The sequence below is a fragment of the Paraburkholderia phenazinium genome, assembly GCF_900141745.1.
Classification (GTDB): Bacteria; Pseudomonadota; Gammaproteobacteria; order Burkholderiales; family Burkholderiaceae; genus Paraburkholderia; species Paraburkholderia phenazinium_B.
Genome location: NZ_FSRM01000002.1, coordinates 1 through 17039, shown reverse-complemented (window position 1 = coordinate 17039; position 17039 = coordinate 1). Strand labels below are relative to the sequence as shown.

Sequence of the window (17039 nt, the reverse complement as noted above, 5' to 3'; positions counted from 1 at the left end):
ACTCATATAACTCAGGAGCATGACGATGCAAGGGAAGAAGTTTGTTGCGGGGCTGTTAGTCCTTGGTGGTACGGCTGCATGTTTGACTCCTGCTTACGCGGATCAACTGGCTGATATCAAGAGCCACGGCGAGTTGACCTGCGGTGTCTATTCGAACGTCGAACCGTTTTCGTATCCGGATGCGCAGACACGCCAGCTCGAAGGCATGGATGTCGACCTCTGCAATGGGATCGCCAAACAACTGGGCGTCAAGGCGAAGCTCGAACCGCTGGCTGTGGAAGCGCGTATTCCGCAACTGAAGCTTGGACGCGTCGATGTGGTCGTGGCTAACCTTGCCTATACGAAGACGCGTGCAACGCAGATTGCATTCAGCGATGCTTACTATTCAACCAAGGAAGTGCTGGTCGTCAAGAAAGCCGATGCGACGAAGAAATTAACTGACTTCGCTGGACAGAAGATCAGTGCCGCGGACGGTTCGACTTCCGCGCAGTCGATTCCTTTGTCCATCAAGGATGGCCAGGCGGTGACCTTCCACGATACGAGTTCGGCGTTCCTCGCGCTTGAGCAGGACAAGGTGAAGGGCTTCGTCACGAACCAGATGACTGCCATCAAGATCACGAAACAGGTTGACGGCACGGATGGCGCGGTCGCGATCGCTTCCGAGCCGATGTTGATCGAGCCGATCGCGGTGGGCCTGCGTCAGAACGAACCGGCGATGCTCGATGCGGTCAACAAGGCGCTGGCGGCGATGGAGCAGAGCGGCGAGATGAGCGGTGTGTTCAATAAGTGGCTGGGTCCGAAGACACCGTACGGCCTCGTGCGGACCGACAAGGTCACGCCGATCAGTCAGCTCAAGTTCACGCCGGTGTCGTGAAGAGACGCATTGAAATGTGCCGCACCCTGGCGCCTTGTGCGCCGGTGCGGTAAAACGGTGTCTTTAGCAAGGACGCAAAGGATCTGAGTTGAAGAATATCTTGGGGATGTTCGATCTGGCGGGCCGCCGTGCCTTGATTACGGGTTCGAGTACCGGGATCGGTTATGCATTGGCAACAGGACTTGCCGCAGCGGGGGCTGAGGTCGTTCTGAACGCCCGCAGCGAGGCGCGCCTGAACGACGCTGTCGGCCGGCTGAATGCCGACGGTGCAACCGCGCACGCCGCCAGCTTCGATGTGACGTCGCCGGACGAAGTGGAGGCGGCGATCGGGCGTATCGAACGGGAGATCGGCCCGATCGATATTCTGGTCAACAACGCGGGCATGCAACGGCGCGCACCCCTCGAGCAGTTTTCCCATGCACAGTGGGAAGAGCTGATGAAGACGAACGTCGAAAGCGTCTTCCTGGTGGGGCAAGCGGTGGCGCGTCATATGATCGAACGTAAGCGCGGCAAGATCATCAACATCTGCTCGGTGCAGAGCGAGTTGGGTCGGCCGAATATCGCCGCTTACACGGCGAGCAAAGGCGCGGTGAAAATGTTGACCAAGGGCATGGCCATCGACTGGGGCCAGCACGGCATTCAGGTCAATGGACTGGGACCGGGGTACTTCAAAACCGAACTGACTGAAGCGCTAGTCAACGACGAGAAGTTCAGCGCGTGGTTGATCGGACGCACGCCTTCGCGGCGCTGGGGTGAAGTCGAAGACCTCGTCGGCGCGGCGGTATTCCTCGCAAGCGACGGGTCGAACTTCGTGAACGGTCACATTCTTTACGTGGACGGCGGAGTCACGGCGACGCTGTGATTGGCAGCGTGCGACGCCGGACCTCATACCATCTGTATCAATCATGCTGATGGGTCGCATTTGAGTAATTGATTTCAGGAATACGTGGCCAGGTTCTAGAGTCAAGGCATGCAGTCAACCTTCTCTCTGGAGTCAGACATGAAAGCCTGGATGCTCGATGAACCCGGTCAACCGCTCGCCCTGCGCGAGGTCGCACAACCGCAGCCGCGTCGCGGCGCGGTGCTGGTGCGGATGGAAGCGGTGCCGCTTTTGAGTTACACGCGCAGCTACGTCGAAGGAAAGCTGCCCTATGCATACCCGCCGGGGCCGTTTTCACCCGGCACGAACGGTGTGGGCCGGGTAGAGGCGGTCGGTGAGGGCGTAGTGGCATTCCACGCCGGTCAACGCGTTGCGGTGAATCCCTACTGGGTGGCGGATGAAACCGTGCGCGAACCTGCTCAGGCGCTGCTCGGCCTGACAGCGATCAGCGCGGACAGCGGTGTGTTGCTGGCTGATTTCCCGCACGGCACGTTGCGCGAGCTGGCCGAGTTTCCTGCTGCGACGCTGATCGCGCTCGATGGCCTCGAAGACGTTTCAGCCACGCGGCTTGCGGTGCTCGGCAAGTTTGCGGTGCCGTTCGGCGGCCTGCGGCGCGGCCGGCTGACGGCGGGTGAAACCGTCGTGATAAACGGCGCCACTGGTTATTTCGGATCGGCCGCGGTACTCGCTGCGCTCGCGATGGGCGCGACCCGTGTGATCGCGCTGGGCCGGCGGCCTCAACCGCTGCAGGCGCTCGTCGAACTGGGGCGAGGGCGGGTCATACCGGTCGTATTGACGGGGGATGCCACCCAGGACGCTGCCGCGATTCGCACCGCGTCGGGCGGCGGTGCGGATCTCGCGTTCGACATGGTTGGCCAGGCAACCGATCCTCAGGCGACGCTCGCCGCGCTGCGCAGCTTGCGCCGCGGCGGCCGGCTCGTGCTGATGGGCAGCATGCAGGTGGACTTGCCGATCGCGTATCAGGAGATGATGCTAAACAACTGGGAGTTGATCGGCAATTTCATGTACACGCGTGCCGATTATCTTGCGCTGGTTGCACTGGTAGCGTCGGGCCAGATACCGCTCGACGCGGTCGAGCTGCAGTCGTATTCATTCGCCGCTCTTGAGGCGGCGATAGACGCCGCAGGACAGATGGCAGGGCTGCAATGCACGGTGGTGGATTTCGCGTGAGAGTAGCAAGGCTGCGCGTGCGTGGATGCCGATGCCTGTAGAAGGCATCGGCATCCGGCAGGCCGTCGCTATGCCGAGATCAATGCAGTGATCTGTTCGGCAGTGAGCGCGTTGCGATAGATGCGGAACTCATCGATCAAGCCGTTGAAGTAGGGGTCTGCTGCAAACTGCGAACGGCCGATCCAGTTCTGGTTGGTACTTTCCACGAGGTACGGCGCGAACGACATTGCCGTATTGGAGCCGATGGCGTTGCCATTCAGGTACAGCGTGCCGACACTGCCCGACAGCGTTACCGCGACATGCGCCCACTGTCCGGTGGGCAGCGCGACATTGCCGTTGATGTCCTGCTCGCCCGCGCTGCCGTTGAGTGTGATCGCAAAGCGCGCGATGCCCGTGTTGGCGCGGGGTGTCAGCATCATGTAGCGGCCCGTGCCGCTGCCGAAGTCGAATATGCGTTCCCAGTTCTTCGACGCGTTCCAGTACACCCAGGCCGCGATCGTGAAGTCAGAGATGTCCGCAACGATGTTGGCGGGCAGGCTGACATAGCCTGTGTTGCCGTCGAGCGATACAGCATGGCCTTGCTTGCCGGCCACCCAGGTCGCACCGCCGGTTAGTGTACCCGTGTGCCCTTTGCCGCTTGAATCGGCCGCATTCGTGCCGCTGCCTTCGTCGAAAGTCAGGTAGGTCTGCAGTTGTACGGCGGTGATGGCGACCGCCTCGTTCGACGCGGCTGTTTCACCGGACGGCGTGTGCGCAGTCACGACGTAGTAATAGGTTCCTGCTGCGAGGCCACTGTCCGTATAGCTGAGCAGATCGGTGACGCCGCTTGCAATCGTCGTGTAGGGGCCGCCGGATGCAGTGCCGCGCTGCACGTTATAGCTCGTTGCATAGGCCGTACCCCACCACGACAGGATGACCTGTCCCGCGCTTGCGGTCGCGGCGAGCCCGCTCGGCGGTACGCCATTGGCGATGGCGTCCAGCGTGCAGGTCAGCGTTCCATAGCCCAACTGGTCGTAACCGCCGCTGGTTGATCCATAGTTGCCTCCGCCGCCTTCCGGCTGGACCAGCACGGCGAACTTCTGCGTATAAGGTGCGGCCATGCCCTTGCGGTTGACGTAATGGTTGTAGACGAGCGCCCAGCAAGGCCGCGCGGTACCCTGAGCGGAGGTTGAAAACCCGGTCTGATTGACATTGTCGACGTTGTTGTAGCGCACGAAGGGCACCGTGTAATAGGTCGTGCCCGATTCGATCAGATTGCTTTTCGCCACGTATTCAGCCCCCATGAGGAAGCGGTTGTTGTCGTAGCCGTAGAGATCGACACCCTGATTCCAGGCCATTTCGCAGATCGCGCCTGCCAGCGCGATGCCGAGTGTGGCATGCCCCTGGTCACGTCCCGATTCCTGCCATTGGCCGAGATAGCCCGGATGCACGTAGTAGACCGCCTGCAGGATGCAGCCGTTGCCGGGGCCGCTCTGGAAGAACGTAACGGCTTCGTCGAAGAGCGACTGGTTATCGCACAGCACGCCGATGGCCATGATCGATGCCAGGTTGCACAGATCCCAGTTGGCCCAATAGTGCGTCTCCTGGGTGTTGTTGTGCCGGTTGATGAAGTCGTGGTTGATCGGATAAAAGATGCTGGACATCATGTTCTGGAAGCGTGCGAAGTCGGCGGCTGCCCAACCCGAATACGTGCGCATGATTTCGCCAGCATTGGCAAATTCGTAGCCGTAAATGCCGGCGGCAAGGTCGACATTCGTATCGCCGCCGAGTGCGGTCAATGCGGACGACCAGGCGTTCATGATCTGCACCGCCTTGTCGGCATACGCCGTTGTGCCCGTCACTTTCCAGCGCAACGCGCAGGCGTACGCGGCTGCGATGTCGTTGTACAGCAAAGTGTAGTTCTGCGAATGCACGCCGTCGCTGCCCCGGTAGACGACCGCCTGCGGGCGGGGCGAATAGGACAGGCTCGCGTGACTGTTCGCGATCAGGATGTTCCAGCTATCTATCCACGGAGAAGCTTGCGCCGCGACCTTCTGGCTCATCCGGTCAAAATCGCTCTGGGTGTGCAGCAAGCCCGGATGCACGAACGTGCCGGTGGAGGAACTGCTTTGCGCCAGATCCGATGCCGTCGTCGCGGATCTGGACGCTTCGGATGTCTGCGCCGCCTGATCGGACGAGGTTCCCACTCCCTCACCACCACATGCCGACAGCGCCAGGGCGCCCAGGCTGTAAAGAAAAGTGCGGCGCGAAATGCTTGCAGCAATTTGTGTCTGCATGGCGAGACTGTCTGACTGTCCAGACTGCGTCTCCGATGTGCCCGGATTCGCAACGATTCTTTGTGTATCGACCAGCCTCGGTTTCGACCTCTTCATACCCTTCACACTCCTGAATAGTTGGCAAACGTTTGCGCGCTGGCCCGCGCCATTCCTCCTCCGGACTGAACGGCGGACCACTTCATTGCGGGTGCTTTCCATGCGGCACCCAGTACTTTGCATTCCTATTTTTTATAGAAACGCCTGGTACGGGTATGCATTCGATTTACGACATCAAATCTTAATGCCGATGCAGATCGATTTATTCCGGCTATTCAATACGCCAGATACGGCGGATTGGATTTGCCGCGGTGGCGAAGTCTGCCTATGATCGCCACCTCTTTTTGTAAACGGCGGATATCACGCGGCCTGAAGGGTAAATGTTAGAGTTATTTTATCTGGTAAGAAATAAATTTCGCGATTGTTGGATTTGGTAAAGAAATTCAATTGGAGATTCAGAAAATCCTTATAAAAGTCTCAGGATTTATTTGGCTTTTGACGACCGAAATTCGGTGGGAGGAGTGACTGAAGATATGCGTCGAGCTGGGTCGATGCATTGGCGGAAGGTGGGCGTTGCGACCCGGCAGGCATCGCGTTGCGAGCCTGCCGGTGAGTGGATTCGACGCCGCGGGTTAGCAGGGCATGGCCGCTACCGTTGCCGTCGTATTTTCAATGCGAGTGGCGAGGCACCTCGGCGCCGCGGCATCCCACCAGGAAGTCGAAGTCGCAACCCTGATCGGCTTGCAGAACGTGATCGACATAAAGCTGGCGGTATCCGCTCGTATCAGCCGGCGACTTCTGCTGCGATTCTGCCCAGTCGGCCAGACGCGCGGTCAGTTCTTCCGCGCTGACGTCCAGGTGGAGCCGTCCGGCGAGGGCGTCCAGTTCGATCCAGTCGCCTTCGCGGACCACGGCGAGCGGGCCGCCCGCCCGCGCTTCCGGCGACACGTGCAGCACGACGGTGCCGTAAGCGGTGCCGCTCATGCGCGCATCCGAGACGCGCACCATGTCCGTCACACCTTGAGCGAGCAGCTTCGGCGGCAAGCCCATGTTGCCCACTTCGGCCATGCCCGGATAACCCTTCGGCCCGCAATTCTTCATCACGAGCACGGAGTCCGCGGTCACGTCGAGTTCGGGGTCGCCGATGCGTGCCTTGTAGTCGTCGAAGTTTTCGAACACGACAGCGCGGCCGCGGTGCTTGAGCAGCGACGCCGTGGCTGCGGAGGGCTTGAGCACGGCGCCATTCGGTGCGAGGTTGCCGCGCAATACGCAGAGCCCACCGTCGGCGACGAGAGGTTTGTCCAGAGGACGAATCACTTCGTCGTTATAGAGCGGCGCTTCCTTGTTGTTGTCCCACAGCGACTGACCATTCGCGGTCAACGCATCCGGATGCGGCAGCAGGCCCGCTTCGCCGAGACGTCGAAGCACCGCAGGCAAGCCGCCCGCATAGTAAAACTCTTCCATCAGGAAGCGGCCCGACGGCTGCAGGTCGACGAGCGTCGGCGTGCCGCGGCCCACGCGGGTCCAGTCGTCGAGTTCGAGGTCCACGCCAATCCGCCCGGCAATCGCCTTCAGATGGATCGCTGCATTGGTGGAGCCGCCAATCGCGGCATTCACGCGAATCGCGTTCTCGAATGCTTCGCGCGTCAGCAGCTTCGACAGGCGCAGGTCGTCAAGCGCCATCTCGACGATACGCATGCCGGACATATGGGCAAGCACGTAGCGGCGTGCATCCACCGCAGGAATCGCGGCGTTATGCGGCAACGTGACGCCAAGCGCCTCAGCCATGCAGGCCATGGTCGAAGCGGTGCCCATCGTATTGCAGGTACCCGCCGAGCGCGACATACCGGCTTCAGCGGACATGAATTCGTGCAGCGAGATCTTGCCCGCCTTGACCTGCTCGCTCAGTTGCCACACAACGGTGCCGGAGCCGATGTCACGGCCTTGATGTTTGCCGTTGAGCATCGGGCCACCGCTGACCATAATGGCGGGCACGTCGCAACTCGCTGCGCCCATCAGGAGCGCAGGGGTGGTCTTGTCGCAGCCCGCGAGCAGAACAACCGCGTCGATCGGATTGCCGCGGATCGACTCTTCCACGTCCATGCTCGCAAGGTTGCGCGTAAACATGGCCGTGGGGCGCAGGTTCGACTCGCCGTTCGAGAAGACCGGAAACTCGACCGGGAAGCCACCTGCTTCGAACACCCCGCGTTTGACATGCTCCGCGATCTTGCGGAAGTGCGCATTACACGGGGTCAGCTCCGACCATGTATTGCAGATGCCGATGATCGGTTTGCCCTGGAACTCGTGATCGGGGATGCCCTGATTCTTCATCCAGCTGCGGTACATGAAACCATTCTTGTCGGCTGTGCCGAACCACTGCGTCGAGCGCAACGCTCGTTTTTTGTCTGGCATGATGCCCTCCTGATCCCACATTATAGTAAGACTATTTAGAGTGTTCACTAGGGTATTCACGAATATTTGTGCCAAAACACCCGCAATATAGTGTGACTATTAAAAATTGTGACGGACGCCGCAACCTCGCTGGCGAGGTGTGGCCGGAAGCAGCGTAAAAATCATTGAGGCCAAAACATGCCAAAGCAAATTTCGGTGGGCCTGGTTGGCGTGGGCAAGATCGCGCGCGATCAGCATTTGCCGGCTCTCGCGGGAAACGACGGGTTTGAGCTCGTCGCGTGTGCGAGCCGCAACGCGCAGGTCGACGGCGTGCGCAACTACAAGACAGTGCAGGAACTGCTCGCGGCAGAGCCTGATCTCGATGCGGTCTCGCTTTGCGCTACGCCGCAAGTGCGTTTCGAGCAGGCGCGTGCTGCCCTGCTGGCCGGTAAACATGTGATGCTGGAAAAGCCGCCCGGCGCGAGTGTCGTCGAGGTGACCGTTCTCGCCGCGCTGGCCCAGGAAAAAGGCTGCAGCCTGTTCGCTTCGTGGCATTCACGCTACGCGCCTGGGGTCGAGACCGCGCGGGCCTGGCTCGCACAGCGCGAGATCAAGTCGGTGACCGTCCTCTGGAAAGAAGACGTCCGCAAGTGGCATCCGAATCAGGACTGGATCTGGGAAGCGGGTGGCCTGGGCGTGTTCGATCCGGGCATCAACGCGCTGTCGATCATCACGCGCATCTTGCCGCGCGCGTTTTTCCTGAAGTCGGCCGAGCTATGGGTGCCGTCCAACCGGCAGACCCCGATTGCCGCCAACCTCAATTTCATCGACGACCACGATACGCCGGTTCGCGCAGAGTTCGACTGGCGCCATGGTTCTGAAGAACTGTGGCAGATCGAGGTGACGACCAGCAGCGGTGTGCTGCGTCTCGCGCAGGGCGGCAAGCAGTTGCATATCGACGGCGTGGCCGTCGACGTCGGCCCGGAACGCGAATATCCCGGCCTCTACGAGCGCTTTCATGAACTGATCACCGCGGGCCGCAGTGACGTCGATCTGCGACCGCTCGAGCATGTGGCCGATGCATTGCTGCTAGGTCACCGGCACGCGGTTGAAGCCTTCGTCGAGTGAACGCCGTCTGCCGAGTCACAAGTCTTAGACCACACGTAGTCAAACCCAAGTTGTATTCCAGGAGACCCAGATGAACCAGAAGCTTCGCCGATTGACCCTGTCCGCAGTTGCCGCGGCTGTCCTCGCGGTACCGTTCGCGGCCCAGGTTTCGGTGCGCGCAGATGAACCCCTCAAGATCGGCTTCCTCGTGAAGATGCCGGAACAGGCGTGGTTCATCAATGAACAGAAGGCCGCGACCGCTGTCGGTCAGAAGGATGGCTTCTCGGTAGTGAACATCGGCACGCCGGACGGCGAAAAGGTGCTGGCTGCAATCGATAACCTCGGTGCGCAAGGCGCCAAGGGCTTTGTGATCTGCGCGCCTGACGTGCGTCTCGGACCGGCAATCGAAGCACGCGCCAAGCGTTACAACATGAAGTTCGTCACCGTCGACGATCAACTGGTGGACTCGACGGGCAAGCCGCTCGGCGATGTGCCGCACCTCGGCATGTCGGCCATCAAGATCGGTAATCAGGTGGGCCAGGCAATCTCCGATGAAATGAAACGTCGCGGCTGGAAGCCGGAAGAAGTCGGCGCGCTGCGCATCACCGACTACGAACTGCCGACCGCCAAGCAACGCACCGACGGCGCCACGCAGTCGCTGCTCGCCAACGGCTTCAAGAAAGAAAACATCTTCGATGCACCGCAAAAGACGACGGATGACGAAGGCGGCTTCAACGCAGTCTCGCCGGTGCTTGCACAGCATCCGAACATCAAGAAGTGGGTGATCTTCGCGCTCAACGAAGAAACGGTGCTGGGCGGCGTGCGCGCGACCGAGCAGTTGCACATTCCCGCGTCCGATGTGATTGGCGTCGGCATCAACGGCGCTGGCGAAGCGTTCGCCGAGTTCCAGAAGAAGGAACCGACCGGCTTCTACGGCACGATCGCCGTCAGCTCGACGAACCACGGCAAGCAGAGCACGGAGAACCTCGTCGAGTGGATCAAGACGGGCAAGCAGCCGCCCGCCGATACGCAGACGACCGGTGAGTTGATGGTGCGCAGCAACTGGGAAAGCGTGCGCAAGGAACTCGGTATTTAAGCGTTCGAATGAGCGCTCGAAAGAGCGTGCACGTGAGCCTGCCCGCATGACGGGCAACACTCGCGGCGCGGGCGGCACACCTGAGGTGTTCAAGGTGTCCGCCCGCGCGTCGTATTCACCAGCAAGAGGCATTTGATGACGGTTTCCCAACCCGACGCGGCGCATCTGAGTTCCAGCGGTGCGGCGTCTGCTGCTGTGTCCAGCGCGGCTCCTGGCGGGAGTTCCGCAGATACCGAGGCGTATCTCCAGCTTGCCGGCATCACCGTGCAGTTTCCGGGCGTACTGGCGCTCGATCAGGTTTCGCTCGACGTGCGTCGCGGCGAAGTCCATGGCTTGATGGGCGAAAACGGCGCGGGCAAATCCACGCTGCTGAAAGTGCTCTCGGGCGTGAACCAGCCGGCCGCGGGCACGCTCGCGCTGAACGGCGTGGTGCAACAGTTCACCACTACCAAGGCCGCCATCGAGGCGGGCGTCGCGATCATCTATCAGGAACTGCATCTGGTGCCGGAGCTGACGGTGGCGGAGAACCTGATGCTCGGCGCGCTCCCCAACCGCTTCGGTGTGCTTGACGAGAAGGCGCTGCTGGCCCGCGCCATGCGCGAACTCGAACGCCTCGGCGAAAAGATCGATCCGGCACAGCAGGTCAAATATCTGTCTATCGGTCAGCGTCAGATGATCGAGATCGGCAAGGCGCTGATGCGCGATGCCCGCGTGATCGCCTTCGATGAGCCGACCAGTTCGCTCTCGTCGCGCGAGACGACGCAGCTGTTCCGCATCATCCGCGCGCTCAGGGCCGAAGGTCGCGCGATTATCTACGTCACGCACCGCATGGAGGAAGTCTATGAGCTGTGCGATCGCGTCACGGTGTTTCGCGATGGACACCATATCGACACCTTCGAAGCAGGTGCGGGGCTTGATCGGGACCGCCTGATCAGTTGCATGGTGGGGCGCTCGATTGCGGATGTGTATGGTTACCGCGCGCGTCCCACGGGCGATGTGCAACTGGAAGTGAAGGGGCTGATGGGAAAGGGGCTCAAGGAGCCCGCCTCGTTTTCCGCGCGCAAGGGTGAGATCGTCGGCTTCTTTGGCCTTGTGGGCGCGGGCCGGTCCGAATTGATGAAGCTGATCTACGGCGCGGTGAAACCGGCTGCCGGTGAGATTGTGCTGAGAGGCAAGCCGGTGCGCTTTACGACGCCGCGCGATGCGGTGCGAGCCGGCGTGGCGCTGTGTCCAGAAGATCGCAAGCAGGAAGGCATCGTCTCGATCGCGTCGGTCTCTGACAATCTGAACATCAGTTGCCGCCGCCACTTTAGCCGCTTCAACGTGCTCAACAGCCGCAAGGAAGCGCAGACCGCGAAGGAATTCATCGCGAAGCTGGCAATCAAGACGCGCAATGGCGAGACGCCTATTGGCACGCTTTCGGGCGGCAATCAGCAGAAGGTGATCCTGTCGCGCTGGCTTGCCGAAGAGATCGACGTGTTCCTGATGGACGAACCGACCCGCGGCATCGACGTCGGCGCGCGCAGCGAAATTTACGGCCTGCTCTATGGGCTGGCCGAAGCGGGTCGCACGGTGATCGTCGTATCGAGCGACCTCGCAGAAGTCATTGGCATCGCGGACCGGGTGCTGGTGATGAAGGAAGGCCGCATCGTCGGCGATTTGCCGAAGGCCCAGGCGAGCCCAGACGCGCTGATCAAGCTCGCCCTGCCGCGCTAAGGCCAGACTGACCGAATGGAAACAGACACAATGCAAACACAAGAACCTACCAACACCGCAGCCACGAATCCGGCGTCCGGCGTCGCCACGCGTCCGCGCGCCATGCAGGCATGGGACTTCATCAACAAGTCAGGCATTGTGATGGTCTTCATCATACTGTTTGGCGCGTTGTCGCTGACCGTGCCGGATTTCATCAGCGCACGCAATATTCAGGGGCTTTTGCTCTCGGTTACGCTGATCGGTTCGATCTCGGTCACGATGATGTTCGTGCTGGCGCTCGGTGAAGTTGACCTGTCGGTGGCATCGATCGTTGCGTTCTCGGGCGTCGTGGCTTCGACGCTGATCACCGCGACGCATAGCGTGATGTTCGGCATTGCCGGCGGCGTGCTGGCGGGAGGCGCCGTCGGCCTCGTGAATGGCGTGCTCGTCGCACGCTACAAGATCAACTCGCTGATCGTGACCCTTGCCATGATGGAAGTGGTGCGCGGTCTCGCGTACATCACGTCGAACGGCGACGCGGTGATGATTTCCGAAGAAAGCTTCTTCGATCTGGGCGGCGGTTCGTTCCTCGGTATTTCGTTTCCGATCTGGAGCAACATCGTCGGCTTCGTCCTGTTCGGATTCCTGCTCAAAAAGACGGTGTTCGGCAAGAATGTGCTGGCTGTGGGCGGTAATAGCGAAGCCGCGTTGCTGGCGGGCCTGCCTGTTACGCGCATCAAGATCGTGGTGTTTGTACTGCAGGGCCTCGTCACCGGTTTTGCCGGCGTGATGCTCGCATCGCGGATGAGCCTCGGTGACCCCAAGACTTCGGTCGGCCTGGAACTCGGTGTGATCTCGGCGTGCGTGCTCGGCGGCGTCTCCTTGACGGGCGGCGTTGCAACAATCTCCGGCGTGCTCGTGGGCGTGCTGATCATGGGGTCGGTGCAGGACGCAATGAGCCTGCTGAACGTGCCAACGTTCTATCAATACCTGATTCGCGGCGGCATCCTGTTGCTCGCCGTGCTGTTCGACCGGTACCGGCGTAGCAAACGAGTGGGCTAAGCGGATTTTGGGCCACCCCGTACGGCAAAAATCAATTACACGCCGGCGGGGACATCAAAAAATACGGGGAAGGGCACGATGTTCAAGGACACCAGTATCCGCGGGAGCATCACGTTCGTCATCACGGCCTTTGTCGTGATCCTGCTGAGCGTGATCGGTATCAGCGTCGGCATGCTCGAGCTCAGCAATGAAGGCATGAGCAAGATGGTCGAGGAGGATACCCGGATACTGGTCGATCTGAAGACCAGCAGCGAATTGCTGCAACGGGTGCGCGTGTCGCTTGACAGCTATCACGCGCTGTACGGAGTCGGAGATCCTGAACCGCAGTTGCTCGTGAATGCCCGTCAGGATATCAAGGAGTCCGACCGGCAATTTGCCGACTATTTCGCGCACCAGCCAATGGATCCGGCGGTACGGGATCTGGCGACGCAGTTGCAGGGCAAGCGCAGTGCGTTTGTCAAACAGGCGTTGCTGCCCGCTTTCGATGCCCTCGAACAGATGGACTTTAGCGCCTTCAAGACGCTGCAAGGCAAGGAAACCAAAGCCTTGTCAGACGCCTATCAAAGCGCAATGTCCAGCCTCGAAAACGCGCTTACCGAGCGCGAAAGGGCCCGCTATACCGAAGCGCAGACACGTTTCAAGTCGATGGTCGGTGTGCTCGGTGGCGTCGCGGTCGTTGCGTTGCTGCTGGGCTTTCTTGCACGACACATCCTGATCGGCGCCGTCGTGCGACCGCTGGTACATGTCATCGCGCATTTTGAGCGCATCGCCTCTGGCGATCTGCGCGGCGAGATCACGATCGAACGTCAGAATGAAATGGGCGCGGTGTTCGCCGGCCTCAAGAAAATGCAGCACGCTCTGGTGACGACGGTGGCGACTGTGCGCAGCAGCACGGAATCGATCAACGTCGGCGCGCAGGAGATCGCCTCGGGCAATAGCGACCTGTCCCATCGTACGGAGCAACAGGCGGCGTCGCTCGAACGCACCGCGTCCAGCATGGAGCAGCTCACGTCGACGGTGAAACAGAATGCGGACAACGCGAATGAGGCCAATACCCTTGCGTTGAGCGCATCGGACACGGCGGTGCTTGGTGGCCAGGTGGTCGGCAACGTCGTCGAGACCATGCAGGGGATTTCCGTGCATTCGCGCAAAATCTCCGAGATCATTGGTGTGATCGACGGCATCGCATTTCAGACCAATATCCTCGCGTTGAACGCAGCGGTCGAAGCCGCGCGTGCAGGCGCGCATGGGCGTGGCTTTGCGGTCGTCGCAAGCGAGGTCCGCAATCTCGCGCAACGCAGTGCCTCTGCCGCGCGCGAGATCAAGCAGCTGATCAACGACTCGGTCGGGCAGATCGCGCAGGGCTCGGCGCTCGCCGAACGCGCGGGCTCGACGATGAACGATGTGGTTAGCTCGGTGCAGAAGGTCACGAAGATCATCGCCGAAATCTCGTTCGCTGCAAGCGAGCAAAGCAAAGGTATCGAGCAGGTGAATCTCGCTGTGACGGAAATGGACCAGACGACCCAGCAGAACTCGGCGCTGGTCGAGCAGGCCGCGGCCGCATCCCAGTCGCTGGAGGAGCAGGCAGCCAGGCTGATGGAGGCCGTTTCGGTGTTCAAGGTCGCGGGTGCCTGACCGGCATCTGCTTGAGTCATCGACGTAATGCTGGGTAAGCCGGATTAAGCGAAACTGGTAATAAATTGCGTATCTAATTTTTCGGAACTTTGGAGAATTAAAATTGTCGCTATTGAAATTGCCATTCGATGTGGCTGATTAAAAGAAAGTTGAGGAAATATTATCTGAAGTTGCGCGGCTTGGCATTGCCCGGGATTGATGCTGCCAACGCACCTCCGGATTTCTCATGAAGGTCCATTCAGTATGGGTTCGGAGCATGTTCGCGAGAGCGGCATGCTCCGTTCGTATCGACGCGCCGCTTTTGTATTTTCTAGTTGTAGCGTTACAGGAAAAACGAATAAACGGCAGAAAAAGTGAAGCGTAAGGAATTACGAAATACAGAATTGACAGGATTGCGATAATCTCCGCCACTCAATAACAACCGATTCAAGGTTAACGGAGAAGCAATGAAGAAACTCGTCCTGTCTGGCCTCTCGCTGGCGGTTCTAGGCGGTGCGGGCGCAGCTCACGCGCAGAGCACGGTCACGCTCTACGGCCTGATCGACGCCGGTATCACCTACACGAGCAATCAGGGTGGCGCACATAACGTCCAGGAAACCAGCGGCGCAGTGAACGGCAGCCGCTGGGGCCTGCGCGGTTCGGAAGACCTGGGTGGCGGCCTGAAGGCAATCTTCACGTTGGAAAACGGCTTCAGCGTGGCGACCGGCAAGCTCGGCCAGAACGGTCTCGAGTTCGGCCGCCAGGCTTTTGTGGGCCTGTCGAGCGATCAGTACGGCGCGGTCACACTGGGTCGTCAATATGACTCAGTCGTGGACTACCTGGCTCCGTTGGCCCTCACCGGTACAGGATCGGGAGGCACCCAGGCTGCCCACCCGTTCGACAACGACAACCTCGACAACTCGTTCCGCATCAACAACTCGATCAAGTACTCGAGCGTGAACTATGGCGGTTTCAAGTTCGGCACCCTGTATGGCTTCTCGAATGACGCGGGGGGCTTCGCCACGAACCGCGCCTACAGCGCAGGCGCTTCGTACAACTACGGTCCGTTGAATGTGGCAGCAGGCTACCTGGAGTTGAACAAGGCGGGCACGTCGTACAACTCGAGCGGCGCGGTGACCAGCGATGCGACTTTCACGGCCGGCACGCAACGCACTTACGGTGCAGGCCTGAACTATGCCTTCGGTCCGGCGAAGGTCGGTTTTGTGTTCACGCAGACCCATCTCTACAACGCGAGCAGCATCGGCGCGTCGGCTTCGGGCACGTCGTCCGGCCTGACGTTGACGGGCGGCGGCGCAAGCTTCACGAACTATGAGGTGAACGGCCGTTACAACATCACGCCGGCATGGTCGCTCTCGGCTGCGTACACGTTCACCGATGCGCATCTCGACGGCGTGAGCCCGAAGTACAACCAGTTCAGCCTGCAGACGGCGTATGCGCTGTCCAAACGCACGGATGTCTACCTGATGGGGGTGTATCAGCATGTCAGCGACACCGGCGATTCGGGTATCACGGCCGATATCAACGGCCTGAGCACGTCGTCGACGGACAGCCAGGTGGCGGCCACGATCGGTATTCGTCACCGGTTCTAAGGTCTGCTTCGTCTCGCCCCGCGTGATGCAAAAGACCCGGCAAATGCCGGGTCTTTTGTTTGCAGCGGCGCGTTACTGCAAACCGGTAGATGGCCCTTCGCTGGAGTCAGTCTCGAGATCCGGGTCGAGCCGATAGCCCACCCCATAGATCGAGCGGATCATGTCTTGCCCCGGACGGACGGCCTGCAGCTTGCGGCGCAGGTTCTTGACGTGTGTATCGACGGTGCGGTCGGTGACGACGCGGTGATCGTCGTAGAGCTGCCGCAGCAGATGATCGCGCCGGTAGATCCGGCCGGGCGTGGACTGCAGCAACGCCAGCAGCCGAAGCTCGATCGGCGTGAGCTGCAGATCCTTGTCGTCGAGCAGCGCGACGTGCCGGTCGACATCCACCAGCAACGGCGGCTTCGGTACAGCTTCGGGCTGCGTCGTCGTTGCCGTCGTCGTCGCCAGTTTGCCTGCGCGCCGCAAAATAGCCTTCACGCGCGCGACCACTTCGCGTGGACTGAACGGCTTGCAGACGTAGTCGTCCGCGCCGAGCTCGAGACCGAGCAGACGATCGATTTCATCCACCCGCGCGGTCAGGATGATCACCGGCACCGCCGAGAAGCTGCGTAATTCGCGGCATATTTCGAGTCCGCCGCGTCCGGGCAGCATCAGGTCGAGAAGAACCAGTGCCTGCGGTTGCGCACGCACGAATGGAATCACTTGCAGGCCGTCGGCGATGATCGTCGTACTGTAACCCTCCGCTTGCAGATAATCTGAAAGCAGCGCGGCAAGCTTCGGCTCGTCCTCGACGATCAGGATTGGAATGGTAGTGGGCGTATCAGTCATGGTGAGAGGGCTGAAGCGGAAAGCGCAGTTTGATCCAGAGACCGCCGATTGGCGAGCGTGCAGCCTCGATGGTGCCTTCGTGCGCCTCGGCGATATGGCGGCACAATGCGAGTCCCAGACCCGCGCCACCGCTTTGTCTGCTGCGTGAGATGTCCACGCGGAACATGCGCTCGAACAGGTGAGGCAATAGAGGCTCGGGTACGCCTGGGTAAGAGTCCTGAACATCGATATGCAATTGCTGCCCGTGCATCGAAACGCTGACGCATACCTTGCCGCCAGGATCGGTATAGCGCAGGGCGTTTTCCAGCAGGTTCTTCAGCAATTGCGTGAGGCGATACGGGTCGCCCACGATCACCGCGGGCTGGTCGACGATGTC

13 protein-coding genes are annotated in these 17039 nt (G+C 60.6%); 9 read left to right on the top strand and 4 right to left on the bottom strand.

Translation table 11 applies throughout. The features are described 5' to 3' along the window. The first annotated feature begins 25 nt into the window (after nt 1–25). The 3 genes from BUS06_RS20135 (at nt 26) to BUS06_RS20125 (ending at nt 2945) form a co-directional block, all read left to right on the top strand. A complete protein-coding gene (locus BUS06_RS20135) occupies nt 26–874 on the top strand; it encodes a transporter substrate-binding domain-containing protein (protein ID WP_174567538.1) in 849 nt (282 codons plus the stop codon). Between the two features lie 106 nt (nt 875–980). Further along, nucleotides 981–1736, top strand: coding sequence for a glucose 1-dehydrogenase (locus tag BUS06_RS20130; RefSeq protein ID WP_074266220.1), 756 nt, complete (start codon nt 981–983; stop codon nt 1734–1736). A gap of 138 nt (nt 1737–1874) precedes the next feature. Beyond that, nucleotides 1875–2945 (top strand): zinc-binding dehydrogenase, encoded by a 1071-nt coding sequence (locus BUS06_RS20125; RefSeq protein ID WP_074266219.1) that lies wholly within the window; start codon nt 1875–1877, stop codon nt 2943–2945. A 68-nt stretch (nt 2946–3013) separates the two neighbouring features. Here the strand turns inward: BUS06_RS20125 and BUS06_RS20120 are convergent, their stop codons facing one another. After that, nucleotides 3014–5221: a LamG-like jellyroll fold domain-containing protein gene (locus tag BUS06_RS20120; RefSeq protein WP_074266218.1), complete on the bottom strand. Its 2208-nt coding sequence runs from the start codon at nt 5219–5221 to the stop codon at nt 3014–3016. A gap of 705 nt (nt 5222–5926) precedes the next feature. Beyond that, on the bottom strand, nt 5927–7669 hold the full coding sequence (locus tag BUS06_RS20115) for an IlvD/Edd family dehydratase (protein WP_074266217.1): 1743 nt from the start codon (nt 7667–7669) through the stop codon (nt 5927–5929). A 177-nt stretch (nt 7670–7846) separates the two neighbouring features. Between BUS06_RS20115 and BUS06_RS20110 the strand changes: the two genes are divergently transcribed. The 6 genes from BUS06_RS20110 (at nt 7847) to BUS06_RS20085 (ending at nt 15832) form a co-directional block, all read left to right on the top strand. Further along, entirely contained in the window at nt 7847–8776 is a 930-nt protein-coding gene (locus BUS06_RS20110) for a Gfo/Idh/MocA family protein (RefSeq protein ID WP_074266216.1), read from the top strand. A gap of 70 nt (nt 8777–8846) precedes the next feature. Then, the gene (locus BUS06_RS20105) at nt 8847–9851 is read left to right on the top strand and encodes an arabinose ABC transporter substrate-binding protein (RefSeq protein ID WP_074266215.1); all 1005 of its coding nucleotides are present in this window, start codon (nt 8847–8849) and stop codon (nt 9849–9851) included. Nucleotides 9852–9986: 135 nt separating this feature from the next. Continuing rightward, nucleotides 9987–11567, top strand: coding sequence for an L-arabinose ABC transporter ATP-binding protein AraG (gene araG / locus BUS06_RS20100; RefSeq protein ID WP_083611535.1), 1581 nt, complete (start codon nt 9987–9989; stop codon nt 11565–11567). Between the two features lie 30 nt (nt 11568–11597). Beyond that, nucleotides 11598–12608, top strand: a complete 1011-nt coding sequence (gene araH / locus BUS06_RS20095) for an L-arabinose ABC transporter permease AraH (RefSeq protein ID WP_074266214.1) — start codon at nt 11598–11600, stop codon at nt 12606–12608. Between the two features lie 78 nt (nt 12609–12686). Further along, nucleotides 12687–14243 carry a methyl-accepting chemotaxis protein gene (locus BUS06_RS38550; protein WP_074266213.1) on the top strand — a complete coding sequence of 519 codons (1557 nt, stop codon included), beginning with the start codon at nt 12687–12689 and terminating at the stop codon, nt 14241–14243. Between the two features lie 446 nt (nt 14244–14689). Continuing rightward, entirely contained in the window at nt 14690–15832 is a 1143-nt protein-coding gene (locus BUS06_RS20085; protein WP_074266212.1) for a porin, read from the top strand. Nucleotides 15833–15904: 72 nt separating this feature from the next. Here BUS06_RS20085 and BUS06_RS20080 read toward each other — a convergent pair whose 3' ends face one another. Next, on the bottom strand, nt 15905–16663 hold the full coding sequence (locus BUS06_RS20080; protein ID WP_074266211.1) for a response regulator: 759 nt from the start codon (nt 16661–16663) through the stop codon (nt 15905–15907). Next, nucleotides 16656–17039: ATP-binding protein (locus BUS06_RS20075; RefSeq protein ID WP_143787621.1), on the bottom strand; the 384-nt coding region annotated here is incomplete at its 5' end. The genes BUS06_RS20080 and BUS06_RS20075, both read right to left, overlap by 8 nt.

Excerpts from the sequence above, each read along its gene's own strand:
- BUS06_RS20120 (WP_074266218.1), bottom strand. The coding sequence starts at position 5,221 with ATGCAGACACAAATTGCTGCAAGCATTTCGCGCCGCACTTTTCTTTAC.
- BUS06_RS20080 (WP_074266211.1), bottom strand. The coding sequence starts at position 16,663 with ATGACTGATACGCCCACTACCATTCCAATCCTGATCGTCGAGGACGAG.
- BUS06_RS38550 (WP_074266213.1), top strand. The coding sequence starts at position 12,687 with ATGTTCAAGGACACCAGTATCCGCGGGAGCATCACGTTCGTCATCACG.
- BUS06_RS20115 (WP_074266217.1), bottom strand. The coding sequence starts at position 7,669 with ATGCCAGACAAAAAACGAGCGTTGCGCTCGACGCAGTGGTTCGGCACA.
- BUS06_RS20125 (WP_074266219.1), top strand. The coding sequence starts at position 1,875 with ATGAAAGCCTGGATGCTCGATGAACCCGGTCAACCGCTCGCCCTGCGC.
- BUS06_RS20105 (WP_074266215.1), top strand. The coding sequence starts at position 8,847 with ATGAACCAGAAGCTTCGCCGATTGACCCTGTCCGCAGTTGCCGCGGCT.
- BUS06_RS20085 (WP_074266212.1), top strand. The coding sequence starts at position 14,690 with ATGAAGAAACTCGTCCTGTCTGGCCTCTCGCTGGCGGTTCTAGGCGGT.
- BUS06_RS20130 (WP_074266220.1), top strand. The coding sequence starts at position 981 with ATGTTCGATCTGGCGGGCCGCCGTGCCTTGATTACGGGTTCGAGTACC.
- BUS06_RS20110 (WP_074266216.1), top strand. The coding sequence starts at position 7,847 with ATGCCAAAGCAAATTTCGGTGGGCCTGGTTGGCGTGGGCAAGATCGCG.
- BUS06_RS20135 (WP_174567538.1), top strand. The coding sequence starts at position 26 with ATGCAAGGGAAGAAGTTTGTTGCGGGGCTGTTAGTCCTTGGTGGTACG.
- araH (WP_074266214.1), top strand. The coding sequence starts at position 11,598 with ATGCAAACACAAGAACCTACCAACACCGCAGCCACGAATCCGGCGTCC.
- araG (WP_083611535.1), top strand. The coding sequence starts at position 9,987 with ATGACGGTTTCCCAACCCGACGCGGCGCATCTGAGTTCCAGCGGTGCG.